Below are 21,447 nucleotides of genomic sequence, written 5' to 3' on the forward strand. Positions count from 1 at the left end.
TAAATTATTTATTAGTCTACTTTTTCTTTTTCTTGATAACTGCTTTTTTGACAATTTTTTTAACTGCCTTTTTAGCGGGAGCTTTAACAATTTTTTTTGCCTTAGTTTTTATTGCCGGTTTTACTTTTACAGATTTAATTTTATCAAAAGCTTTTTTCATAGTGATACCAATTTCGGCCGGACTTTCAACTACACTTATGCCTGCTTTTTTCATAGCGGCCATTTTCTCGGATGCGGTTCCTTTTCCTCCTGAAATGATAGCGCCTGCGTGTCCCATTCTTCTTCCTGGAGGTGCTGTTCTGCCCGCAATAAATCCAACAACCGGTTTTTTAACATTCTTTTTAATAAATAGAGCGGCTTCTTCTTCCGCGCTTCCTCCAATTTCTCCAATCATCACAATTCCATCTGTGCCCGGGTCATCATTAAAAAACTTAATAATATCAATGAATCGTGAGCCTATTACCGGATCACCGCCAATTCCCACACATGTTGATTGTCCAATTCCAAGATCGGTTAACTGCTTAACTGCTTCATAGGTTAATGTTCCGCTCCGGCTAACAACACCGACTTTCCCTTGCTTGTGTATAAATCCGGGCATAATACCAATTTTTGCCTTACCGGGAGAAATTAATCCGGGGCAGTTGGGTCCAATCAATACTACATTTTTTGATTTTACTACATTATAAACGGCAATCATATCTTTAGATGGAATACCTTCAGTGATACATACAATTAACTTGATACCGGCATTAGCGGCTTCTAAAATTGCGTCGGCGGCAAATGAAGGGGGAACAAATATAGCCGATGCTTCGGCCTTCGCGGATTTAACCGCGTCTGCAACGGTATTAAATATTGGTATGTTAGTTCCTTCGAATTTTTGACCTCCTTTGCCAGGTGTAATTCCACCAATTACATTAGTGCCATACTCAATCATTTGTTTTGTATGAAAGGAGCCTTCGCTTCCGGTTATACCCTGTACAACAACTCTAGTTTTCTTATCTAGCAGAATACTCATTTTATTTCCCGGTTTAATTTCAAATTTCGTTTAGGCAAAATTAAGAAAGGATTAACAAACTTACTTTAGAAAAATGAAATAGTTGGAATGAGGATATTGACGACTCATTTTATCTTGAAAGAGAAAGAATCTATGGCCCTTTGGGTAGCTAAAATTCCATCAAGATGATCATATTCATGTTGAAGTAGCTCAGATTCACTATCCTGCAAATCTATTGAACAGTGTTGCCATTTTTCATTATAGTAAGATAGCGTGCATTTTTTATATCGCATTACTTTTACAAGCAGATTTGGAAAAGATAGGCAGTCATCCCAAACTTCAAATGTTTCTTCGCTGAAATTGGATAGAGTTGGATTTATTATAATTAGTTCTTTACCAAAAATATTCGCGAAAATTAATCTCTTTAACACTCCAATTTGGGGAGCGGCTATAGCTCTTCCAAATCCAAAAGCAATGTTGCATTCCTTCAAAACCGCTTTTAAATCTTGAGCAGTACTGATAGCAAAATCTATTTCATTTTCGGTGAATGGTTCGGAAACCTTATGAAGAACAGGATCACCTAGCTTTAATAATTTTTCAATGGCCACTTATCTGAAATCCAAACTCTATTAATGATCTTTCATCAAAATGTTTCGCCATTACCTGCATCCCTATGGGAAGTCCAGATGAATCTTTTCCGATCGGGATACTAATTCCAGGAATACCGGCGAGGTTTGCAGAAGTAGTGTAAATATCTTCGAGGTACATTTCCAGAGGATCATTAGATTTTTCACCAATTCTAAAAGCTGTACTTGGCGTTGTTGGAGTCAGTAAAACATCCACTTTTTCAAATGCTCGATCAAAATCATTTTTTAATAATCTGCGGACTTTCTGGGCTTTGCGGCAATAGGCATCATAATATCCGGCGGATAAGACATAGGTACCTAACATTATTCTTCTTTTAACTTCCGCGCCGAATCCATCTGTTCTTGAATTCGAATACATTTCTTTTAATGAAGAAGAATCATTCGATCTTAAGCCGTAGCGAGCGCCATCATATCTTGCGAGATTAGAGGAGGCTTCAGCTGTAGTTAAAATGTAGTATGTAGCTATAGAATAATCAGTGTGGGGCAGTTCAATTTCAATAATTGAATGCCCAGCACTCTTTAACAGTTCAATTTGCTTCTCAATTGCAGAACGAATCTCCTCATTTAATCCTTTCCCGAAGTACTCTTTAGGTAGACCAATCTTAAATTTTCTTGAAGAATCAAGTTCTTTATTAAAACTTGAAACTGATACATTTGCAGATGTTGAATCATTGGAATCATAGCCGGCAATAACCGATAAAACAAGTGCCAAATCATCAATATTTTTTGCGAATGGACCTATTGAATCAAACGAAGAGGCGAATGCTGTTAATCCAAACCTTGAAACTAGGCCGTATGTTGGCTTGAGCCCGTAGATGCCGCAGAAAGCCGCTGGCTGCCTTATAGAGCCTCCTGTATCGGTACCTAGGGAGACGTCGCACAAATTAGCCGCAACTGCTACAGCAGACCCGCCGCTGCTTCCTCCGGGTACTCTAGTCTCATCAATTGGATTTAATACTTTGCCGAAAGCCGAATTCTCATTCGAGGAACCCATAGCGAATTCGTCACAATTGGTTTTGCCGATAATTATTGCATCTTCATCAATTAATTTTTGAACAGCAGTAGCCGTGTAAATAGATTGAAAATCCCTTAAAATATTAGAAGAGCAGGAGAGTGGTTTATTTTTTAGAGCAAGAACATCTTTTATCGCCACTACCATGCCGGCAAGTTTACCATGACAACCAGTTTTAATTTTGTGTTCAATTATTTCTGCGTAATCTAAAGACTCGTCGAATACAAAATTAAATGCATTTAATTGTTTACGCTGATCAATTCTTTTTAAAAACGACTGAACATTATCTCTAAGAGACAACTTACCGTTTTTAATTTGTTCAAGTTTTTCTGAATGGGTTTTGTACATAATTTGAAGTTAGTGATAGTTCAGAACAGTTAATCTTTTTTAGTATCGGATTTATCAGTAATCTTGATATCCTCTTGAACATCGTTTACTGCCTTTTTGAATTCTCTCATACCTTTACCAATGCCCTGAGCAAGTTCAGGTATTTTTTTTGCGCCAAAAAGAATTAAAATGGCTAGAACTATTAAAACTATTTCCATTGCACCTAAATTACCAAACATAGTTACCTCATTTAAAAATTTATTTAATAAAATTTGCCGCGATCGATTGGAATATCAGAGAGCCGTCAGTTTTTCTTAAAACTGGATCAACGGCGTTTTCCGGATGCGGCATCATACCAATGACATTCCTTCGAGTATTAGTTATTCCGGCAATATTATTAATGGAACCATTTGGATTCATATCATCAGAAATATTTCCATCAATATCTGAATACCTGAACACAACTTGATTATTCTTTTCAAGATCAGCTACGGTAGATTCATCGGCAAAATAATTTCCCTCCCCATGTTTTATTGGAATCTTAATAACTGATTTATCGATCCGGTTAGTGAATGGTGAATTCTTATCCTCAATCTTTAAATAAATATCTTTACAAATAAATTTCAATGATTGATTTTGAAGCATCACACCGGGAAGAAGACCAATCTCGAGTAAAATTTGGAAACCATTACAAATCCCAAAGACATACCCGCCATTTTCAGCAAAGTTGTAAACAGATTCCATTATTGGTGAAAATCGAGCGATAGCGCCGGTTCTTAAATAATCGCCGTAAGAAAAACCACCGGGAAGAATAACTATATCACAATTCTTCAAATCTTTTTCCTTATGCCATAGAAATTCAGCTTCATAGCCAAGGACTTTTTTCACCGCATAATAAGCGTCGTGGTCACAATTTGAACCGGGGAAAACAACAACTCCGAATTTTGGATTCATTTTAATTCTTCCAAATGATATTCAAAATCTTCCATAATAGGATTGGAAAGTAACTTCTCAGAGTATTCTTTTACTTCTTTTTCAGCGATATCTTTATCATTCGTCTCAACAAAAAATTCGATGTATTTACCTATTCTGGTTTTTTTAACATTAGTAAATCCCAAATGTTTTGCGCCTTGCTCAACCGCCTTACCTTGCGGATCAAGAATTTTAGGTCTTCTTTTTACAATTACTGTTGCCTTAAACAATTTTACTCTCCTCAATCTTTATATTTTTTTCAATTTTTCTTTTATCGTTAGTTGCGATTAAATAGTAGATGTGTCTGAATAATCCAAAAAATACTATTCCTATTGATAAATAAAATAAAACTAAACCTTGTGTTAAAATAGCATAAACCAGAACAATCAATAGGATTACAAGCGCGAGCAGTTTCTGTTTCAGTTTACGTTCCTTAAAATTCGGAAATGCATTGTATCTAATTTTGCTGACCATCAATAATGACAACAATATTATAAGAGGAAAAATTATTATATCAAATGGAGGCAATAATTTTTGATTTGATGATGTGGATAAGAAAAGCATGGCAATTGTCATTGCGGCCATTGGAATTGGTAGGCCTTTAAAGTCACCTTTACTGTTCAAATCTTCCACCTGAATATTGAATCTTGCCAACCTCAATGCGCCAAAAACTAAAATTAATGAACTCAATAAAATTCCCAGATATCCAAATTGATAAGCATAGGCTTTATAAATAAGGAAAGAGGGAGCCGCTCCAAAACTAACCACATCAGAGAGAGAATCCAGTTCAACTCCAAATTTACTAGATGTGCCAAGTAATCGTGCGACAATTCCGTCCAGTAAATCAAAGGTGGCGGCGGCAACAATAAAAATTGATGCCATTCTAAAATCACCATTAGAGGTGAACACAATTGATAGGAATCCGCAAAAGATATTTAACGATGTAACAAAATTTGCAACTGCTGATTTTGGAATAAAGTTTTTCATTTATCTTCCATCTCAAATAAAACGGTTTCGCCAGCTTTAACTATATCACCTATTTTAACTTTTAACTTCCAATTTTTTGGTACAACGACATCGCATCTGCTTCCAAATTTGATCATTCCAAATCTATTTCCCATATTAACGGTATCTCCGATTGATAAATCGTAAACAATTCTTCTTGCTATAAATCCCGCAACTTGAGTATAAAGCATTTTGCCAAATTTGCTAGATATTCCTATTTCAGATCTTTCATTTCTTTCATCAGCTTTTTCATAAAACGCCATTATATATTCACCATTGATGTATTTGAGATAATCAACGGTTCCATCAATCGGTATTCTGTTTACATGAACATTCAGCGGCGACATAAATACTGAAACTTGAGTTGCCTCTTCATTTAAAAATCTATCTTCGAATTTTTCTTTTATTATAACAATTTCTCCATCAGCCGGCGAAACAATTACATTATCCTTTTTTGGAGAAATTCGTTCAGGATCTCTGAAAAAATTTAACACAAAGAGGAAAAATATAACCCCCACTATAAGCAAAGGGTATTTTACCCAAGGATTGTTAATGAAAAGTGAAATTATTATTGCGAGAGCGGATAACGCAGAGCAAATAAGGAATGTATTTAAGCCATATTTTGTTATCATTAATTATTCTTATTTAGTGCTAAAATTATTTACAAATGTAATATTTTCTGACCTTAATTTCTTGTGATTCTTTTTTTTCCTAATTTTGATTCACTTTTTAAGAAAACTAAATCTTCCGGGAGGATAAATGAAGTTTGATATGGGCGGTATGATGAAACAAATACAGAAAATGCAAGCTGATATGGCAAAAGTTCAGAATGAACTTGGCGGTAAAACAGTAACTGAAGAGAGTGGCGGCGGAATGGTAAAAGCCACAGCAAATGGGAAAAAGGAAATTATTTCGATAGTAATTGATGAAGAAATTATGAAAAGCGGAGATAAAGAGATGCTCGAAGATCTTGTTGTTGCCGCTGTAAATAAAGCACTTGCTACCGCCGGTAAAATGGCCGAAGATGAGATGCAAAGTTTAACTAAGGGAATGCTTCCCCCCGGTTTCAATATTCCTGGAATGTAATTGTGCTCATCGCAGAACCGCTCCAAAAAGCAATTGAAGAATTGAGTAAACTTCCAGCCATCGGAAATAAAAGTGCTCAACGAATAGCTCTTTATTTGCTTAAAAAAGATAAAGTTAGCGTTGAAAATTTTGTAAACGCTATTCTTGACCTAAAAGATAAAATTAAGTTTTGCTCGAATTGTTTTAATATTTCGGTGGAAGATACCTGTAATATATGCTCAAGTCCTAAAAGAGATAATTCAATTATATGTGTTGTTGAAGAAGCCAGCGATATTATTGCCATCGAAAAAACTAATGAATACAGCGGACTCTATCATGTGCTTGGAGGAGTATTAAATCCACTTTCCGGAATTTCACCTGAATCATTAAAGATAAAAGAGTTAATTAATAGGGTGAAGGGGGCAGGGATTAAGGAAATTATTCTAGCGTTGAACCCAAATTCAGAGGGGGATGCAACTTCTCTTTATCTCACCAAAATATTAAAAGAATATCATATTAAAATTTCCAGAATCGCACGCGGGTTGCCAATTGGCGGAAATCTTGATTTTTCTGACTCTGCTACAATAGGAAGAGCATTCATAGGAAGAATATCACTAGAATGAAAGACTGGTTTATAAATTGGTTTAATTCTGAACAATACTTAGATGTATATTCCCACCGTGACGAAAGTGACGCAAAAAAAATAGTTGATTTAATAATTGCCTCAACAAATCTCAAAAAAGGTTCTTCGGTTCTTGATGCGGCTTGCGGAGCAGGAAGGCATTCTATTCATTTTGCCTCTTTGGGCTATAATGTCTCAGCATTTGATCTCAGCGAAAATTTGCTCAAATATGCCAGCAAGAGCGCCGAGGAAAAACAACTTATAATTAATTTTTTCCGGTCAGATATTAGAACAGTTGAACTGAAAAAAAAATATGATCTCATTGTGAATCTTTTTACCAGCTTCGGTTACTTTGATGACGATGAGGATAATTTTAAGTTTGTTAAAAATGCCTTTAATAATCTGGTCCCTTCCGGTTATTATGTACTCGATTATTTTAATATAGCTCAACTAAAAAAGAGTTTAATACCATATTCTGAAAAACAAATTGGAACAAAGAAAATATTAGAAGAAAGAAAATTAGTCGGTAATTTTGTGGTCAAAAATATTACCATAGAAGATGATGAAGCTATTTCGAATTTTAACGAGAAAGTAAAATTATATGAAGTACAATTTTTAAGAGAGAAGCTAGTGGAGATCGGATTTAGAATTTATGCTGAGTTTGGTGATTATGATGGAAATCGATTTTCTGATGTGGAATCTTCACGAATAATAATTATTGCACAAAAATGAAATACTATATCATAGTAGCAATATTATTCTTAGTCTTTGGGTGTGATTTATTCACTACAAGGCCACCGGAAGAACCAAAAACGACGGGTAATTCCTTAATCCCCGCAACTACTCCAGATATTCTATTTGATAATTTTAAGAAATCGTTCGAGGATAAATTCCCCGAAAATTATTCCAGTGTATTTGTTAATTCATCTTTTCTTGATAAAAAATATAGATTTATCCCGGTAACAAGTACTTCAACACAATTTCCTGTATTAAATAATTGGGGGATTGAGGAGGAAAACCAATTTTTCAAGAGTTTGAAAGGTAGGGCTAATCCGGGTGCTTCTGTGTCACTTTTATTTTCTAATCAAAGTAACAATCAATTGGGAGATAGTGCGCTCTACCAATTCGATTATCTGGTCTCAGTATCAGCTCAGGATAATACCATAAATGGTGAGTATAAAGGTTCAGCACAATTCAAAATATTTTTAGATACAAGAGGGCAGTGGGTAATAGTAAACTGGGAAGATATTCAAACCGGCAATAACCGAAACTGGAGTGAATTAAAAGGAAGGCTTTATTAAACACTATTTCATTATATTATTTACCATAATTTTGATGAACAGTTGTGTAAATCCATTTGCTCCTTCACTCGATCAAAATTTGGGCACTGAAGAGGGAATTATTAGTGATCAGCTATCGATTGGCGGAGTATTCAAAAATTTACAGTACGCATATACCTTTAAAGACACGCTTATTTACAGTCAATTATTGAATAATAAATTTACTTTTAGCTATCGTGATTATGATTTGGGTGCAGATGTTAGCTGGGGGAGAGACCAGGAAATGAAAGTTACTGATGGACTTTTTCAAAATGCTCAACGACTTGATCTTATTTGGAATAATATTGTTATGATTTCGGGAGACTCAACCAGCATTATTAGAAGTTTTAATTTATCTGTAACTTTTAATCCAACTGATATAATTTTTCTAGATGGCAGAGTAAATTTGAGGTTAGAGAAAGATGATAAACAAAAATGGACTATAACTCACTGGATTGATGAATCTAATTTTTGATTATGATACTATTTTACTTAAAAGAAACATTTAGACTTTTCAGCCGCTCCTTCTGGGCTACTTTTGTATTAATTAGCATTACAGCGCTAGCTGTAATTATTACTTTTTTTTCTCTCCTATCAATTTTTTATTCGCAAAAAATATCGGAAAAGATTAAAAGTTCTATTGAAGTAAATGTCTATTTGGACGATAGTGTAACTGCAAACCAAATTGAAAGTGTGCATAATAAATTATTATCAAATACTTCATTTAATTCTGTGAAATATTTAAATAAAGAACAAGCTGCCCAACAGTTCATCAAAGAAACCGGTGAGGATTTTAGAGACGTTTTAGAATATAATCCATTCCCTCATACATTTGTTTTAACATTTAAAGCAGAGGAGTTGAACAAAAAACCGATTAGCAATTATGTAAGTGAAATTAAGAAGATTGATGGGGTAAGTGAAGTATTTTACGATTACTCTACGGCTCTAAAAATTTTAAACATCCTTAACAAGTATCTCCCAATTTTAATAATTATTTCAATACTTCTAATCTCGTCATCTATTTATTTAGTATATGCCAATTATAAAATGCAGATTATTAACTCATCTAATATCTACAAAACAATGAAATACGTTGGGACAAAAGAATCAGCAATGAAAATTCCAATTGTACTAAATGGATTTATGGTAGGATTTATTGCATCAATTCTGGTTGCAATTATTTTTAATTTAATATACATAATATTGACTGGTATGGTGATTAACCTTAAATTGGCGCAACAGAATTATCTATTTAATCTGTTTATTTTCGTGATTGGTATCACGCTGGGTTTAACGGGCAGTATATTATCTTCACGTACAATTTCCAGGGTGTTATCCAAAATCTCCTAAAAATTATCGAGGGCTAATGATGAAGAGACTTTTCTTTGTTTTCTCATTCTTTTATCTAATTTTAAACACATCATATTCACAAATCAAGGATTTTGAATTAGGCGCAGAAATTGGCCGATACAATGCCAATCAAAGCGGATATTTCAATTTTTCAGATCCTGAAGCTGTCAATATTAAAGTTTCAGTGTGGGGATTTGTTAAATATCCCGGAAGATACACAGTTCCAATTTACACAACGGTTACAGATCTGCTTTCTTACGCGGGGGGACCTATGGATGCATCGGACTTAACTGATTTGCGAATATACCGGGTTGATGAAGATTCCACTCAGACTTTAGTGAAGTTTAATTATAATGACCTTTTATGGGAGAGTAATTTAAAGACACAATACAGAAAATTACCTTCGCTATTAGCTGGGGATATATTAGTTGTCCCGGGGGAACCACGTCTCTATTTTCGTGATCATATGTCAATTTGGCTCTCAATCATAAGTGTACTTATATCTTTATCAATTTTAGTAATCAACATAGCTAAGTAGGATAAAATTGTGAATAACCAGCAACAATTTCAACAGAACCAGGAAGCGCATACCCTGCGCGATTATATTCAGTTAATTAAGCTGAATTTCATCCCAATATTTTTAATTGCGTTAACAGGTTTATTAGTGGCAATTATCTATGCTGTAAATGCACCCGACATATTTAAATCTACTACTGTGCTAAAAATATCAAAACCTAGTGGAAGTGTTTTAGAGGGCTCGCTCATTCCGGAATTTCAAGATTTTGGAAGCGACCGATTTATAGCTAATGAAATTGAGATATTAAAAAGCTATAGATTGAGAGAAAGAGTTTCTAACGCTCTTGTTGATAGTTTCAGAATCTCGAATAAAAAGGAGGACTTTTCATTAATTCTTGAATCGCTTGAATATAATACTGATAAAAAATTAAGAAGTATTGATGATATAGTTAAATCCTTAGGTGCTAAAGTTTCAATAGATCAGAGAAGAGGATTAGATATTGTGGAGATCTCGGTAGAGTCCGAATCACCGACAGAAGCCGCTCTGATAGCAAATAATTACGCTAAAGCATACAGAGATTTAAACTTATCATACAATAGAGAACAACTTACACTCATTAAAAATTTTCTTGCCAAACAACGTGACGAAAAACTTTCAGAATTACAACTTGTTGAAGAAACTGTAAAAAATTATCAAGAACAAAAGGGTATTGTTCAACTTCCCGAGCAAGCTAAAGCACTTATTGAGCAATCGTCCGATCTTCAAGCTAAGATGAATGTTGCCCGTATCGATCTTACTATGTCGGAAAAAATTCTAGCAGAATATAAAGGTGAGTTGAAAAAGAGAGATCCTGATATTTCTAACTATATTGAAAATTTAGCGACCCAGCCTTATATCGAAAAATTGCAGCAGCAAATTGCTGATCTGAGAACTCAAAAAGATCGAGCACTTTCTTCTGGCGGAGCTTCAAGCAAGATTATTAAAGAGTTTGATTCAAAAATTGAGGACTTAAGAACAAAGCTCAATAATCAGTTATCTGTTTATAAGGCAGGTATTCTTGCTTCAACTCCAGATGAAATTAAAGAAATTACTAGAAAAGTTTTAGAAGAAGAAATTAAATATCAGTCTATTCTAGCTTCGTACAAAAAATTAAATGAAATTGTTGGCGATTACGATAGAAAAATGAACGCTCTTCCCACAAGCACTATCGATTTAGCTCGGTTAACAAGAGAGCAATCTGCTTATGAAAAATTGTATCTACAGGTAGAGGAGAGGTATCAGCAGGCAATTATCAGCGAACAATCAGTCCCAGGAAATGTTGTGATTATTGATGATGGAAGAATCCCTCCAAAACCTGCAAAACCTAATCGACTATTAATTGTAATTATTGGATTAGTATTGGGTGTGGGAATGGGAGTTGGATTTGCATTTGTACGCAACTACCTCGATAATACGGTAAAAACTCCTGAAGATATTCAAAACAAGAATATTAATATTCTAGCGTGGATCCCCCAGATCGAAGGAATGGAGAGCGGTAATAAAGATTTAGAATTTATTGTTGCCAAAAAGCCGGATGCTAGTGCCAGTGAAGCTTATCGCGCATTAAGAACCAGAATCAAGTTTTCGAAAATTGATAAGGAATCTTTAAAGACTATCCTAATCACTTCTTCCGCATCTCAAGAAGGTAAAACTACTACATCCGTAAATCTTGCCGGAAGTTTTGCTCAAGCCAATTTCAAAACAATTATAATTGATGCAGATTTAAGAAAACCAAGGGTTCATACAGTCTTTAATTCAAAACGGTATCCCGGATTTACGGATTACTTTTTTGGGCAGGCTACATTTGAGGAAATAGTTAGAAACTCGGAAGTAAATAATTTAGATTTTATTACCGCTGGAACTATCCCTCCAAACCCATCTGAAATTTTAAGTTCGGAGCAGATGCAGATCTTCCTCGAAAAATTAAAAGGGATTTACGATTATGTGATTGTGGATTCTCCTCCAATTATTGCTGTTACTGATTCGGAAATACTATCCAGTATTGTTGATGGTACAATCTTAGTGGTATCGGCAAATAATACTGAAATGGAATTGATGGAGAAATCAGTTCAAATTCTTAAGCATGAACACAGTTCATTTATTGGAACAGTATTAAATAATTTTGCGTACCGTAGCGGGTATGGTTCATACTATAAATATTATTATTACTATTCTCGTCCGACAAACAGTTCAAAAACTAAAAAAGTAAAAGCTTGATGAGTAAAAAAGTTGCGGTTGTTACTGGTGGGGCCGGATTTCTCGGCTCCCATCTCTGCGAAAATCTCCTTCAAAAAAATCTTAAAGTTATTTGCATCGATAATCTCCTCACCGGAAGAGTAAGTAATATTGAACATCTTTTTATAAATGAAGATTTTACATTCATAAAGCATGATATAACAAACTTTATTCATGTGCCGGGTAATGTTGATTATATTTTACATTTCGCTTCACCCGCGAGTCCAATCGATTATCTAAAACTACCTATACAGACATTAAAAGTTGGATCATTGGGTACTCACAAAGCTTTAGGACTGGCCAAAGATAAAAATGCGGTTTTCCTTTTGGCATCAACTTCAGAAGTATATGGTGATCCATTAGTTCATCCACAAAAAGAAGATTACTGGGGTAATGTAAATCCTATTGGTCCTCGTGGTGTTTATGATGAAGCCAAGCGTTTCGCTGAAGCATTAACTATGGCTTATCATAGATATCATGGTGTCAATACTAGAATTGTGAGAATTTTTAATACCTACGGCTCAAGAATGCGGGTTGATGATGGGCGAGCATTGCCGGCGTTCTTCTCCCAAGCATTAAAAGGGGAAGATGTTACTGTTTTTGGGGACGGATCTCAGACCAGAAGTTTCTGCTATGTTGATGATTTGGTAAACGGAATAATTAGCCTGCTTTTTTCCAATGAAATAAATCCGGTTAATATTGGAAATCCAGCCGAAATAGCTCTCATAGATATTGCGAAGGAAGTGATAGAATTATGCAACTCAAAAAGTAAAATTGTATTTCAATCATTACCGGAAGATGATCCCAAAGTTAGACAGCCTGATATAACAAGGGCAAAAGAAATTTTAGGTTGGGAACCGAAAATTAAACGCGAAGAAGGACTCAGAATTACTATGGAATACTTTAAAAAAGAAGTACTCGGAGAATAGTAATTCTTTTTTATAAAGGTCATTAATCCCCAAAAAAAGTCCCGCCGAAGCGGGACTTTCATTTTATCAAGCATAAACGTTAAATTAATCTTAGTACATTCCGTCCATACCGCCGTGAGGCATTGGTGGCATTGGTTTTTCTTCTTCTTTTTTCTCGTAAACAACAGCTTCTGTAGTTAACAATAATGAAGAAACTGATGCAGCGTTTTCTAATGCTGTTCTTGTAACCTTAGTTGGATCAATAACGCCAGATTTTACTAAGTTTTCGTATGTCTCAGTAGCAGCATTAAAACCAAAATCACCTTTTCCTTCGAGTACTTTATTTAATACTACAGCGCCTTCAAGACCGGCATTAGCAACAATTTGTTTTAATGGTTCTTCAAGAGCTTTTTTAATTATTTTTATGCCGGTTGTTTGATCAAGATTTTCGCCGGATAATTTATCTAATGAAGAGATTGCTCTAACTAAAGAAACACCGCCGCCAGGAATAATTCCTTCTTCAACAGCTGCTCTGGTTGCGTGTAGAGCATCTTCAACTCTTGCTTTCTTTTCTTTCATTTCAATTTCCGTAGCTGCTCCAATTTTTAGAACTGCAACACCGCCTGAAAGTTTTGCGAGTCTTTCTTGCAACTTTTCTTTGTCATAATCTGAAGTTGTTTTTTCAATCTGAGATTTGATTTCATTAATTCTCTTTTTAATATCATCTGTCTTGCCAGCGCCTTCAACAATAGTAGTATTATCTTTATCAATTACTACTTTTTTAGCACGACCTAAATATTCAATTGTAGCGTTTTCCAATTTGTAACCGCGTTCTTCAGATACAACTGTACCGCTAGTTAAAACTGCAATATCTTCCAACATTGCTTTTCTTCTATCACCAAAACCTGGTGCTTTTACTGCGCACACTTTTAATGTACCGCGTAATTTATTAACTACTAATGTTGCTAAAGCTTCGCCTTCTAAATCTTCAGCGATAATCAATAATGCTTTGCCAGCTTGGGCGATTTTTTCAAGAACGGGTAAAAGATCTTTCATAGCTGAGATTTTTTTATCATGGATTAAGATATAAGGATCATCCAAAATTGCTTCCATTGACTCAGAATTAGTTACGAAGTAAGGGGAGAGGTAACCGCGGTCAAATTGCATACCTTCAACAACATCAAGATTTGTTTCAGCTGATTTGCTTTCTTCAACAGTGATGACGCCATCTTTACCAACTTTTTCCATTGCGTCTGCTATTAAGTTACCAATTGTTTTGTCGTTATTTGCTGAAATAGAACCTACTTGAGCAATCTCTTCACGACCGCCAACTTCTTTACTCATTGATTTTAAGCTTTCAACAACTTTTATTACTGCTAAATCAATACCTCTTTTGAGGTCCATTGGGTTAGCGCCTGCTGTCACATTTTTTAAACCTTCACGGAAAATTGCTTGAGCTAAAACAGTGGCGGTTGTTGTTCCGTCACCAGCTACATCACTAGTTTTAGATGCAACTTCACGAACCATTTGAGCGCCCATATTTTCAATTGGATTTTCTAATTCAATTTCTTTTGCTACAGAAACACCATCTTTTGTAACTGTTGGAGCGCCAAACTTTTTATCAAGAATAACATTACGACCTTTTGGTCCTAAAGTTACTTTAACAGCGTTAGCAAGTTTATCAACACCTACCTTTAGCGAGCCACGTGCTTCGCTACCAAATTCAACTATTTTTGAAGCCATATTTATTCTCCTTTTTTATCAAACTTATATTAGTTAACAATACCGTAAATATCATTTTCACGCATAATTAAATATTCTTCACCATCAATTTTAACTTCGGTTCCCGAATATTTACCGTAAAGTACTGCATCACCAACTTTAACTGTCATTGGTACTGCTTTACCATTATCGTCAACTCTTCCGCTTCCAACGGCAACTACAACCCCTTCAATGGGTTTTTCTTTAACTGTATCAGGGAGAATAATCCCACCCTTTGTAACTTCTTCAGCTTCTTTAGCTTTTACAATAACTCTATCAGCTAAAGGTTTAATTTTGAAGTCTGCCATGTGTAACCTCCATTTAATATAATTAAGTTTTTTATAAATTAGCACTCTAAAACAACGAGTGCTAATATAATATTCTAACCGGTTTTTGTCAAGAAAAGATGCTTTATCTAGGTTTAGAAATGATGAAAGTGCGACAAAAATACCACATCACAAAAAATACATAGGCAATATGGCATAATTGTGTAAATAATTTTAGAAAGTAGGCGAATATGTGTTTCTTGACCCCAATGATTTAATATTGAGGTCACCCTTGGATTATAACAATTGCGAATTATTCCGTTATTAATGAGTCTGCGTTAATATTACAAAAAGTCAATCCAACTCAACCGAACGAGAAAAAATATAATCTAAATTAACCAGCATTTTAGAGGTATCAAATAAGTCTTCAATCTCACTTATTGAGAGATATTTATTAACATCTTGGGAATTTGATAACTCATTCTTCAATGATTTACTTTCATCAGCCCATACTTCCATAGCAGATTTTTGAACGAATGCGTATGCATCTTCCCGGGTCATTCCTTTTTCTGTTAATTTTAATAAAACTTTTTGGGAGTGAATTAATCCCCTTGTTTTTTCCAAATTTTTCAACATGTTCTCTGGGTAAATAATCAAATTATCCATTAATTTAATTGCGAGCCCAAGCATATAATCCAAAGTAATACAACTGTCGGGTAAAATAACTCTCTCAACAGATGAGTGAGAAATATCCCTTTCATGCCAAAGGGCTACATTTTCTATGGCAGCCATAGCATTTCCGCGTAATATCCTTGCGAGTCCCGTAATCCTTTCGCTGACGATGGGATTTCGTTTATGTGGCATAGCTGAAGAACCTTTTTGTCCTTTTGAGAAATATTCTTCAGCTTCTAATACTTCGGTTCTTTGAAGGTGTCGTATTTCAATTGCTATTTTCTCGAGTGATGCGCCAATAATTGCTAAAGTGGTTAAAAATTCTGCGTGTCGATCACGCTGAACAACTTGTGTGGCAACCGGCTCAGGTTTTAATCCTAATTTATCACAAACGTATTCTTCAACTTTAGGAGAGATGTGATCGAAAGTACCAACTGCACCAGAAATTTTTCCAACGGCAGCTGAATTGATAGAACTTTCTAATCTTACAATATTTCTTTTGCATTCTTCGTACCATAAAGCGAATTTTAATCCCATTGAGTAAGGTTCGGCGTGTATACCATGACTTCTACCAATGCAGTAAACATTCTTATTTTTAAGTGCTTGCCTTTTTAGAATGGCTTTCAATTCTTTCAAATCCTTTAATAAGATTTCACCTGCACATTTAATTTGATAGGCGAGCGCTGTATCCAAAACGTCTGAAGAGGTCATGCCATAATGAATATGGCGGGAAGCGGGACCAACATATTCTGCAACGTTAGTTAAAAATGCAATCACATCATGCTTAGTGGTTTCCTCAATTTCAAGAATACGATCAACATTAAAAGCTGCTTTAGATTTAATTTCATTCATGTCCTGTGAGTTAATTTCCCCCATCACAGCTCTTGCTTCACATGCAATAATTTCAACTTTTAACCATGAGTCAAATTTAAATTGCTCCGACCAAACATCACCCATTTCTTTTCGGGTATAGCGACTAATCATTATTTCCTCTCCAATTTCATTTTTTTGACAATGTTAGAATCACCTCTTAGTATTTTCAGCTCGATGGTATCATCTGTACGGTATTCGTTAATAACACTTATCAATGTGTTTTCATCTGTAATTTTATAATTATCAATTCCTAATATAATATCTTCGACTTGAATGCCAGCTTTTTGGGCAGGAGAGTTTTGTGAAACCTGGGTAATAATTACGCCTCTATTTGATTTTAATCCATAAGTTTTGGCAAGGTTTTCATCAATGGTTAGAATATTTAGACCTGTCCAGAAATTTCTATTTACTTTCCCATCCTGTTTGAGCTCGTCAATGACTCTTTTTATTTTATTTACAGGAATAGCAAACCCAACCCCAACATTACCCGAAGAACCTTGAGCAGTATAAATTAAAGTATTTAATCCGACTAATTCGCCAATCGCGTTTACAAGGGGTCCACCACTATTGCCGCTATTGATTGCAGCATCAGTTTGAATCATATTAATATAATATCTATTATTTGTTGGGGGAAGGTTCATGCCTGTGGCACTTATAACTCCAACAGTTACCGTTGGTTGATCATTTACAGAAAAAAGTCCAAATGGATTTCCAAGAGCGATAGTCCATTCTCCAATAATTATATCATCGGAGTTGCCAAGAGGAACAAAGGGCAAATTTTTAGCGTCTATTTTTAATAAGCATAAGTCAGAAGCTTGGTCACTTCCAAGTATTTTTGCTTTGAAAATTCTTCCATCGGTCAAGGTTACATTAGCTTCAACAGCATTACCAGCTACGTGATCATTTGTTATGATATATCCATCACTAGAGATAATCACTCCTGATCCTAAACCTCTTATTTGTTGGTTATAAACTCTATCACCAAAAAAATAACGCCAAAATGGATCTTGGCTGTAAATATCTCTTACTTGTCTTATCTCTGTTACATTAATTCCAACCACCGCCGGCTTAATTCTTGAAACGGTATTAGTAATTACATTACTTCTGCCGGCTGTAATATCATCATTTGCTAAATTTTTCTCATAAATTGACGCGGCTCTTTTATTAATTAAATGATAGTTAATTGTTTCATCTAGTTTAGGTTGAATGACCATACTAAATAGTGCCGCAGAAATTATTAATGTTACTAAAGATGAAATTAGTATTGTTTTAAGATTTTTCATTTTCGTTACCTCTAGATTTTTTCCAATTCTTTATATACTCTTTAATTGGCTCAATATGCCTCATCAAAATTATGGATAACAATACAGCTATAGAAATGCTGAATTCCAAATTTTCACTTGCTGGTGGTGTTGAGTAATAATTAAGAACTTTTACCGAAGAGAATGCTAATGCCGCGGTGAGCACTGTGGCCGAAAAATTGGCAAAATGAACATGACGTTTAAATATAAAAGCAATGCCCCAAAGTAGTAGCCACAATCCGAGAACAGGAGGACTTAATAGTATAGCGCCGCCGGCTGCAGTTGCTAATCCTCTTCCTCCTTTAAATTTTAGCCAAGGATTAAAGCAATGTGAAAAAACTGCCGCAATTAAAGCTAATGCGGATAATATAAAATTGTCTCCAAATAATAATTTAACTAAGTAAACCGCTAATAATCCTTTCAATAAATCAATAATAAGAACAAAGGCACCAATTGATTTTGATTTTGATACCTTAAGAGAATTTAATGCCCCAACATTACCTGACCCATTCTGAGTTATATCAATTGACTTGAATTTTTTCAATAATATATATGCAGTTGGAAAGGAGCCAATTATATAGCCGATAAGTGTGCTTCCGAGAAATTCCATTTTGTCCTTTTCTTTTTCGCCAAATTTAATTCTTAAACTGGTATTAAAAAACTCATTCTCTTATAATTCTTCAAAGAAAAAAGTTCCTGCCCGGATGGAATTAGTCTTCTAAGTATATCATGAAGTCAGTTCAAAACTAATTTTAGAGAGGGGTAGTTTAGAACTGTAACTGCATCATCCCAAAAAGATGAGGTTAGAATAATTCTTGAAAACTCATCTTCAGCGTATTTTCAAAATATTAACCTTAATTTATTTTTTCTTGAACCCAAAAAAATTATTAACTTGCTTCTCGGAATAATAAAACAAGAAATTGGAGCATTTATGATAAATTATGTTGGGAGATTTAATGTAGAACCTTCCCTGCCAACTAAATTAGAAGCACTTCGCGAAATTGCTATGAATTTGTATTGGTCATGGAATCATGACGCAATTGAACTTTTTAGAAGAATGGATCGAAAACTTTGGGAAGAATCGCATCATAATCCCGTGTTAATGCTTGGGAAAATAAGCCAAAGCAGACTTAATGAATTAACCGGTGATGATAGTTTCGTATCTCACATGAATCGTGTTTATGTTCAATTGAATGTTTATGTTGAAGAAAAAAGCTGGTACCAGAGAAATTATAAATACAGCAAAGAGAGCGTGATCGCCTATTTTTCAGCAGAGTTTGGGTTGACGGAATGTTTGCAAATTTATTCGGGTGGACTTGGTGTCTTAGCAGGTGATCATTTAAAATCTTCTTCAGATTTAGGATTGCCACTAGTAGGTGTAGGACTTTGTTACAAAGAAGGATATTTTCAGCAGTATTTGGCTAACGATGGCTGGCAGCAAGAACGATATGAAATTACAGATTTTTATAATCAGCCAATGACACTTGTTACAAATAAGGATAAAGCTCCTTTAATAATCGAATTAGATTTTCCGGGAAGAAAAGTATCATTTCAAATATGGAAAATTGCCGTTGGACGAATTCCACTGTTTTTGCTTGATACAAATGTTTTGGAAAATAATCCTGAAGATAGGAAAATTACCCGTTCCCTATATGGAGGAGATAATCAAACAAGAATTGAGCAGGAAATCGTTTTAGGAATCGGAGGGGTTAGAGCCCTTCATGCTATGGGCATTAAATTCTCAGTTTGTCATATGAATGAAGGACATTCTGCGTTCCTCGCTCTTGAAAGAATAAGAACTCTGATGAAATTGTATTCGCTTTCATTTGCTGAGGCGAAAGATCTAAATTTTTATTCTAATGTTTTTACTACTCATACACCAGTACCAGCCGGCATAGATATTTTCCCAAATGAGCTTGTTGAAAAGTATTTTGGATATTATTACAGACATGAACTTCAGCTTAATGATAAAGATTTTTACAGATTAGGCACTATTCATAAAGATAAACCAACTCTAAATTTTAATATGGCACATCTTGCAATGAACACCGCTGGTTATGTTAATGGAGTAAGTCAACTTCACGGTTTGGTTTCAAAGAAAATGTGGCAAACTGGTTTCAAAGATATACCATTTGATGAAATTCCAATTAACGCTATAACCAATGGTGTTCACACAAGAACACATCTATCAAATGATATGGAGGAATTGCTTTACCGTTATTTGGGTGATAAGTTTATGCAGAACCCGGCGGAGACTGAAATTTGGGAGGGTATCGATGAAATTCCAGACGAAGAATTATGGCGTACTCATGAAAGAAGAAGGGAACGGTTGGTAGCATTTGCTCGAAACCGTTTGGTTAGGCAAATTAAATCACGCGGCGGCTCGGTTACAGAATTAAACTTTGCAAAAGAGGTTCTGGATGCTCAAGCTTTAACGATAGGATTTGCCAGAAGATTTGCAACTTATAAAAGAGCAACTCTTATATTTAGAGATATTGAGAGACTCGAGGCGATTATCTCCAATCCCGATTACCCGGTTCAATTTATAATTGCCGGTAAAGCTCATCCAAAAGATGATGAGGGGAAAAAACTAATTCAAGATATAATCGCACTGTCAAAAGAGCCTCACCTTCGAAAAAAGATTGTATTCATTGAGAATTATGATATGAATATTGCCCGCTATATGGTTGAGGGTTGCGATGTTTGGTTAAATAACCCCAGAAGGCCATTAGAAGCGAGCGGAACTTCTGGGATGAAAGTAATTGCGAATGGTGGTCTTAATTTAAGTGTAATGGATGGATGGTGGGATGAAGCATACACTCCTGAAGTTGGATGGAGAATTGGCAATAGGGAAGAATATGAAAATTTAGACCTTCAAGATGAAATTGAATCACGTCTGATTTACGAGGCTATCGAAAAAGAATTAGTTCCCTTATACTACAATAGGGGAGTTGATAAACTTCCTCGTGGATGGATCCAAATGATGAAGAATTCAATGAGAACTTTAGGCCCTAAATTTACCTCGCATAGAATGGTTTCGGAATATGCTCAAAAATTCTATTTCAATTCATTTGAGAAAAGAGCCGATTTAATGAAAAATGAATGTGCCAAAGTGCGTGAATTTTCTTCATGGAAATCAAAGGTGCAAAATAACTGGACTAATGTTAAATTTATTTCAATTACTGAAGACGATAAAAGTAAAGAATTAAAAGTCGGCGAAAAGTATTCAATTCATGCCGAGATAGAATTAGGGGAACTAACACCTGATGATGTTGATGTACAAATCTATTTTGGAAAGGTAGATAATGGAAGTGGACAGCCGCATAATTATGTGCAAATGGCAAATCAACCTAAAAAGAAGACTGGCACTTACTATATTTATAAAGGTGAAATAAGTTGCTCTGATACCGGTCAATTTGGTTTTACACTGAGGATATTGCCAAAGCATACTTTATTAATTAATCAATTTGAGCTAGGACTAATACGCTGGGCTTAATAATGTAGTATCAGTATTTTTTATTTTACTGTTATAATTAAATAATATACTTCATCATGACTGTAA

23 protein-coding genes are annotated in these 21,447 nt (G+C 34.9%); 10 read left to right on the top strand and 13 right to left on the bottom strand.

What is annotated here, in order from left to right; all coding sequences use genetic code 11:
* Positions 1–16 precede the first annotated feature (16 nt).
* The 8 genes from sucD to KF816_07885 form a co-directional block, all read right to left on the bottom strand.
* The gene (sucD, locus tag KF816_07850) at positions 17–1,015 is read right to left on the bottom strand and encodes a succinate--CoA ligase subunit alpha (protein ID MBX3007925.1); all 999 of its coding nucleotides are present in this window, start codon (positions 1,013–1,015) and stop codon (positions 17–19) included.
* A 104-nt stretch (positions 1,016–1,119) separates the two neighbouring features.
* Entirely contained in the window at positions 1,120–1,602 is a 483-nt protein-coding gene (locus KF816_07855; GenBank protein ID MBX3007926.1) for a peptide deformylase, read from the bottom strand.
* Positions 1,592–3,004 (bottom strand): Asp-tRNA(Asn)/Glu-tRNA(Gln) amidotransferase subunit GatA, encoded by a 1,413-nt coding sequence (gatA, locus tag KF816_07860; protein ID MBX3007927.1) that lies wholly within the window; start codon positions 3,002–3,004, stop codon positions 1,592–1,594. The genes KF816_07855 and gatA overlap by 11 nt, the downstream gene beginning before the upstream one ends.
* Positions 3,005–3,030: 26 nt before the next feature.
* Entirely contained in the window at positions 3,031–3,219 is a 189-nt protein-coding gene (gene tatA / locus KF816_07865; protein ID MBX3007928.1) for a twin-arginine translocase TatA/TatE family subunit, read from the bottom strand.
* Positions 3,220–3,238: 19 nt separating this feature from the next.
* Positions 3,239–3,934, bottom strand: a complete 696-nt coding sequence (gene purQ, locus KF816_07870; protein ID MBX3007929.1) for a phosphoribosylformylglycinamidine synthase subunit PurQ — start codon at positions 3,932–3,934, stop codon at positions 3,239–3,241.
* On the bottom strand, positions 3,931–4,182 hold the full coding sequence (purS, locus tag KF816_07875; protein ID MBX3007930.1) for a phosphoribosylformylglycinamidine synthase subunit PurS: 252 nt from the start codon (positions 4,180–4,182) through the stop codon (positions 3,931–3,933). The genes purQ and purS overlap by 4 nt, the downstream gene beginning before the upstream one ends.
* Complete coding sequence (gene pssA, locus KF816_07880) at positions 4,175–4,939, bottom strand: CDP-diacylglycerol--serine O-phosphatidyltransferase (GenBank protein ID MBX3007931.1); 765 nt, start codon at positions 4,937–4,939, stop codon at positions 4,175–4,177. Before pssA ends, purS begins: the two co-directional genes overlap by 8 nt.
* Positions 4,936–5,589, bottom strand: coding sequence for a phosphatidylserine decarboxylase family protein (locus KF816_07885; protein ID MBX3007932.1), 654 nt, complete (start codon positions 5,587–5,589; stop codon positions 4,936–4,938). The genes pssA and KF816_07885 overlap by 4 nt, the downstream gene beginning before the upstream one ends.
* Positions 5,590–5,716: 127 nt before the next feature.
* Here KF816_07885 and KF816_07890 point away from each other — a divergent pair, with 127 nt between their 5' ends.
* The 9 genes from KF816_07890 to KF816_07930 are packed head-to-tail and all read left to right on the top strand — an operon-like array spanning position 5,717 to position 13,033.
* Entirely contained in the window at positions 5,717–6,043 is a 327-nt protein-coding gene (locus KF816_07890) for a YbaB/EbfC family nucleoid-associated protein (protein MBX3007933.1), read from the top strand.
* A 2-nt stretch (positions 6,044–6,045) separates the two neighbouring features.
* A complete protein-coding gene (recR, locus tag KF816_07895; protein ID MBX3007934.1) occupies positions 6,046–6,645 on the top strand; it encodes a recombination mediator RecR in 600 nt (199 codons plus the stop codon).
* Positions 6,642–7,376: a class I SAM-dependent methyltransferase gene (locus KF816_07900; protein ID MBX3007935.1), complete on the top strand. Its 735-nt coding sequence runs from the start codon at positions 6,642–6,644 to the stop codon at positions 7,374–7,376. Before recR ends, KF816_07900 begins: the two co-directional genes overlap by 4 nt.
* Positions 7,373–7,945, top strand: coding sequence for a hypothetical protein (locus KF816_07905; protein ID MBX3007936.1), 573 nt, complete (start codon positions 7,373–7,375; stop codon positions 7,943–7,945). The genes KF816_07900 and KF816_07905 overlap by 4 nt, the downstream gene beginning before the upstream one ends.
* A 34-nt stretch (positions 7,946–7,979) precedes the next feature.
* Entirely contained in the window at positions 7,980–8,438 is a 459-nt protein-coding gene (locus KF816_07910) for a hypothetical protein (protein ID MBX3007937.1), read from the top strand.
* A gap of 2 nt (positions 8,439–8,440) precedes the next feature.
* Complete coding sequence (locus KF816_07915; protein MBX3007938.1) at positions 8,441–9,313, top strand: permease-like cell division protein FtsX; 873 nt, start codon at positions 8,441–8,443, stop codon at positions 9,311–9,313.
* Between the two features lie 16 nt (positions 9,314–9,329).
* Complete coding sequence (locus tag KF816_07920; protein MBX3007939.1) at positions 9,330–9,851, top strand: SLBB domain-containing protein; 522 nt, start codon at positions 9,330–9,332, stop codon at positions 9,849–9,851.
* 9 nt (positions 9,852–9,860) lie between these two features.
* Positions 9,861–12,086, top strand: a complete 2,226-nt coding sequence (locus tag KF816_07925; protein ID MBX3007940.1) for a polysaccharide biosynthesis tyrosine autokinase — start codon at positions 9,861–9,863, stop codon at positions 12,084–12,086.
* Positions 12,083–13,033 carry an SDR family oxidoreductase gene (locus KF816_07930; protein ID MBX3007941.1) on the top strand — a complete coding sequence of 317 codons (951 nt, stop codon included), beginning with the start codon at positions 12,083–12,085 and terminating at the stop codon, positions 13,031–13,033. Before KF816_07925 ends, KF816_07930 begins: the two co-directional genes overlap by 4 nt.
* Before the next feature lie 90 nt (positions 13,034–13,123).
* On the opposite strand, the gene groL is transcribed toward KF816_07930, so the two are convergent.
* From groL to KF816_07955, 5 genes are all read right to left on the bottom strand, one after another.
* The gene (gene groL, locus KF816_07935) at positions 13,124–14,755 is read right to left on the bottom strand and encodes a chaperonin GroEL (GenBank protein MBX3007942.1); all 1,632 of its coding nucleotides are present in this window, start codon (positions 14,753–14,755) and stop codon (positions 13,124–13,126) included.
* A 29-nt stretch (positions 14,756–14,784) separates the two neighbouring features.
* Positions 14,785–15,081 (bottom strand): co-chaperone GroES, encoded by a 297-nt coding sequence (gene groES, locus KF816_07940; GenBank protein ID MBX3007943.1) that lies wholly within the window; start codon positions 15,079–15,081, stop codon positions 14,785–14,787.
* Between the two features lie 312 nt (positions 15,082–15,393).
* On the bottom strand, positions 15,394–16,695 hold the full coding sequence (locus KF816_07945) for an adenylosuccinate lyase (protein MBX3007944.1): 1,302 nt from the start codon (positions 16,693–16,695) through the stop codon (positions 15,394–15,396).
* Positions 16,695–17,867: a trypsin-like peptidase domain-containing protein gene (locus KF816_07950; protein ID MBX3007945.1), complete on the bottom strand. Its 1,173-nt coding sequence runs from the start codon at positions 17,865–17,867 to the stop codon at positions 16,695–16,697. The genes KF816_07945 and KF816_07950 overlap by 1 nt, the downstream gene beginning before the upstream one ends.
* Positions 17,854–18,495: a glycerol-3-phosphate acyltransferase gene (locus KF816_07955; GenBank protein MBX3007946.1), complete on the bottom strand. Its 642-nt coding sequence runs from the start codon at positions 18,493–18,495 to the stop codon at positions 17,854–17,856. The genes KF816_07950 and KF816_07955 overlap by 14 nt, the downstream gene beginning before the upstream one ends.
* A gap of 321 nt (positions 18,496–18,816) precedes the next feature.
* Between KF816_07955 and glgP the strand changes: the two genes are divergently transcribed.
* Complete coding sequence (gene glgP, locus KF816_07960; GenBank protein ID MBX3007947.1) at positions 18,817–21,381, top strand: alpha-glucan family phosphorylase; 2,565 nt, start codon at positions 18,817–18,819, stop codon at positions 21,379–21,381.
* Positions 21,382–21,447 lie beyond the last annotated feature (66 nt).

Source organism: Melioribacteraceae bacterium (assembly GCA_019638015.1).
Taxonomy (GTDB): Bacteria; Bacteroidota; Ignavibacteria; order Ignavibacteriales; family Melioribacteraceae; genus JAHBUP01.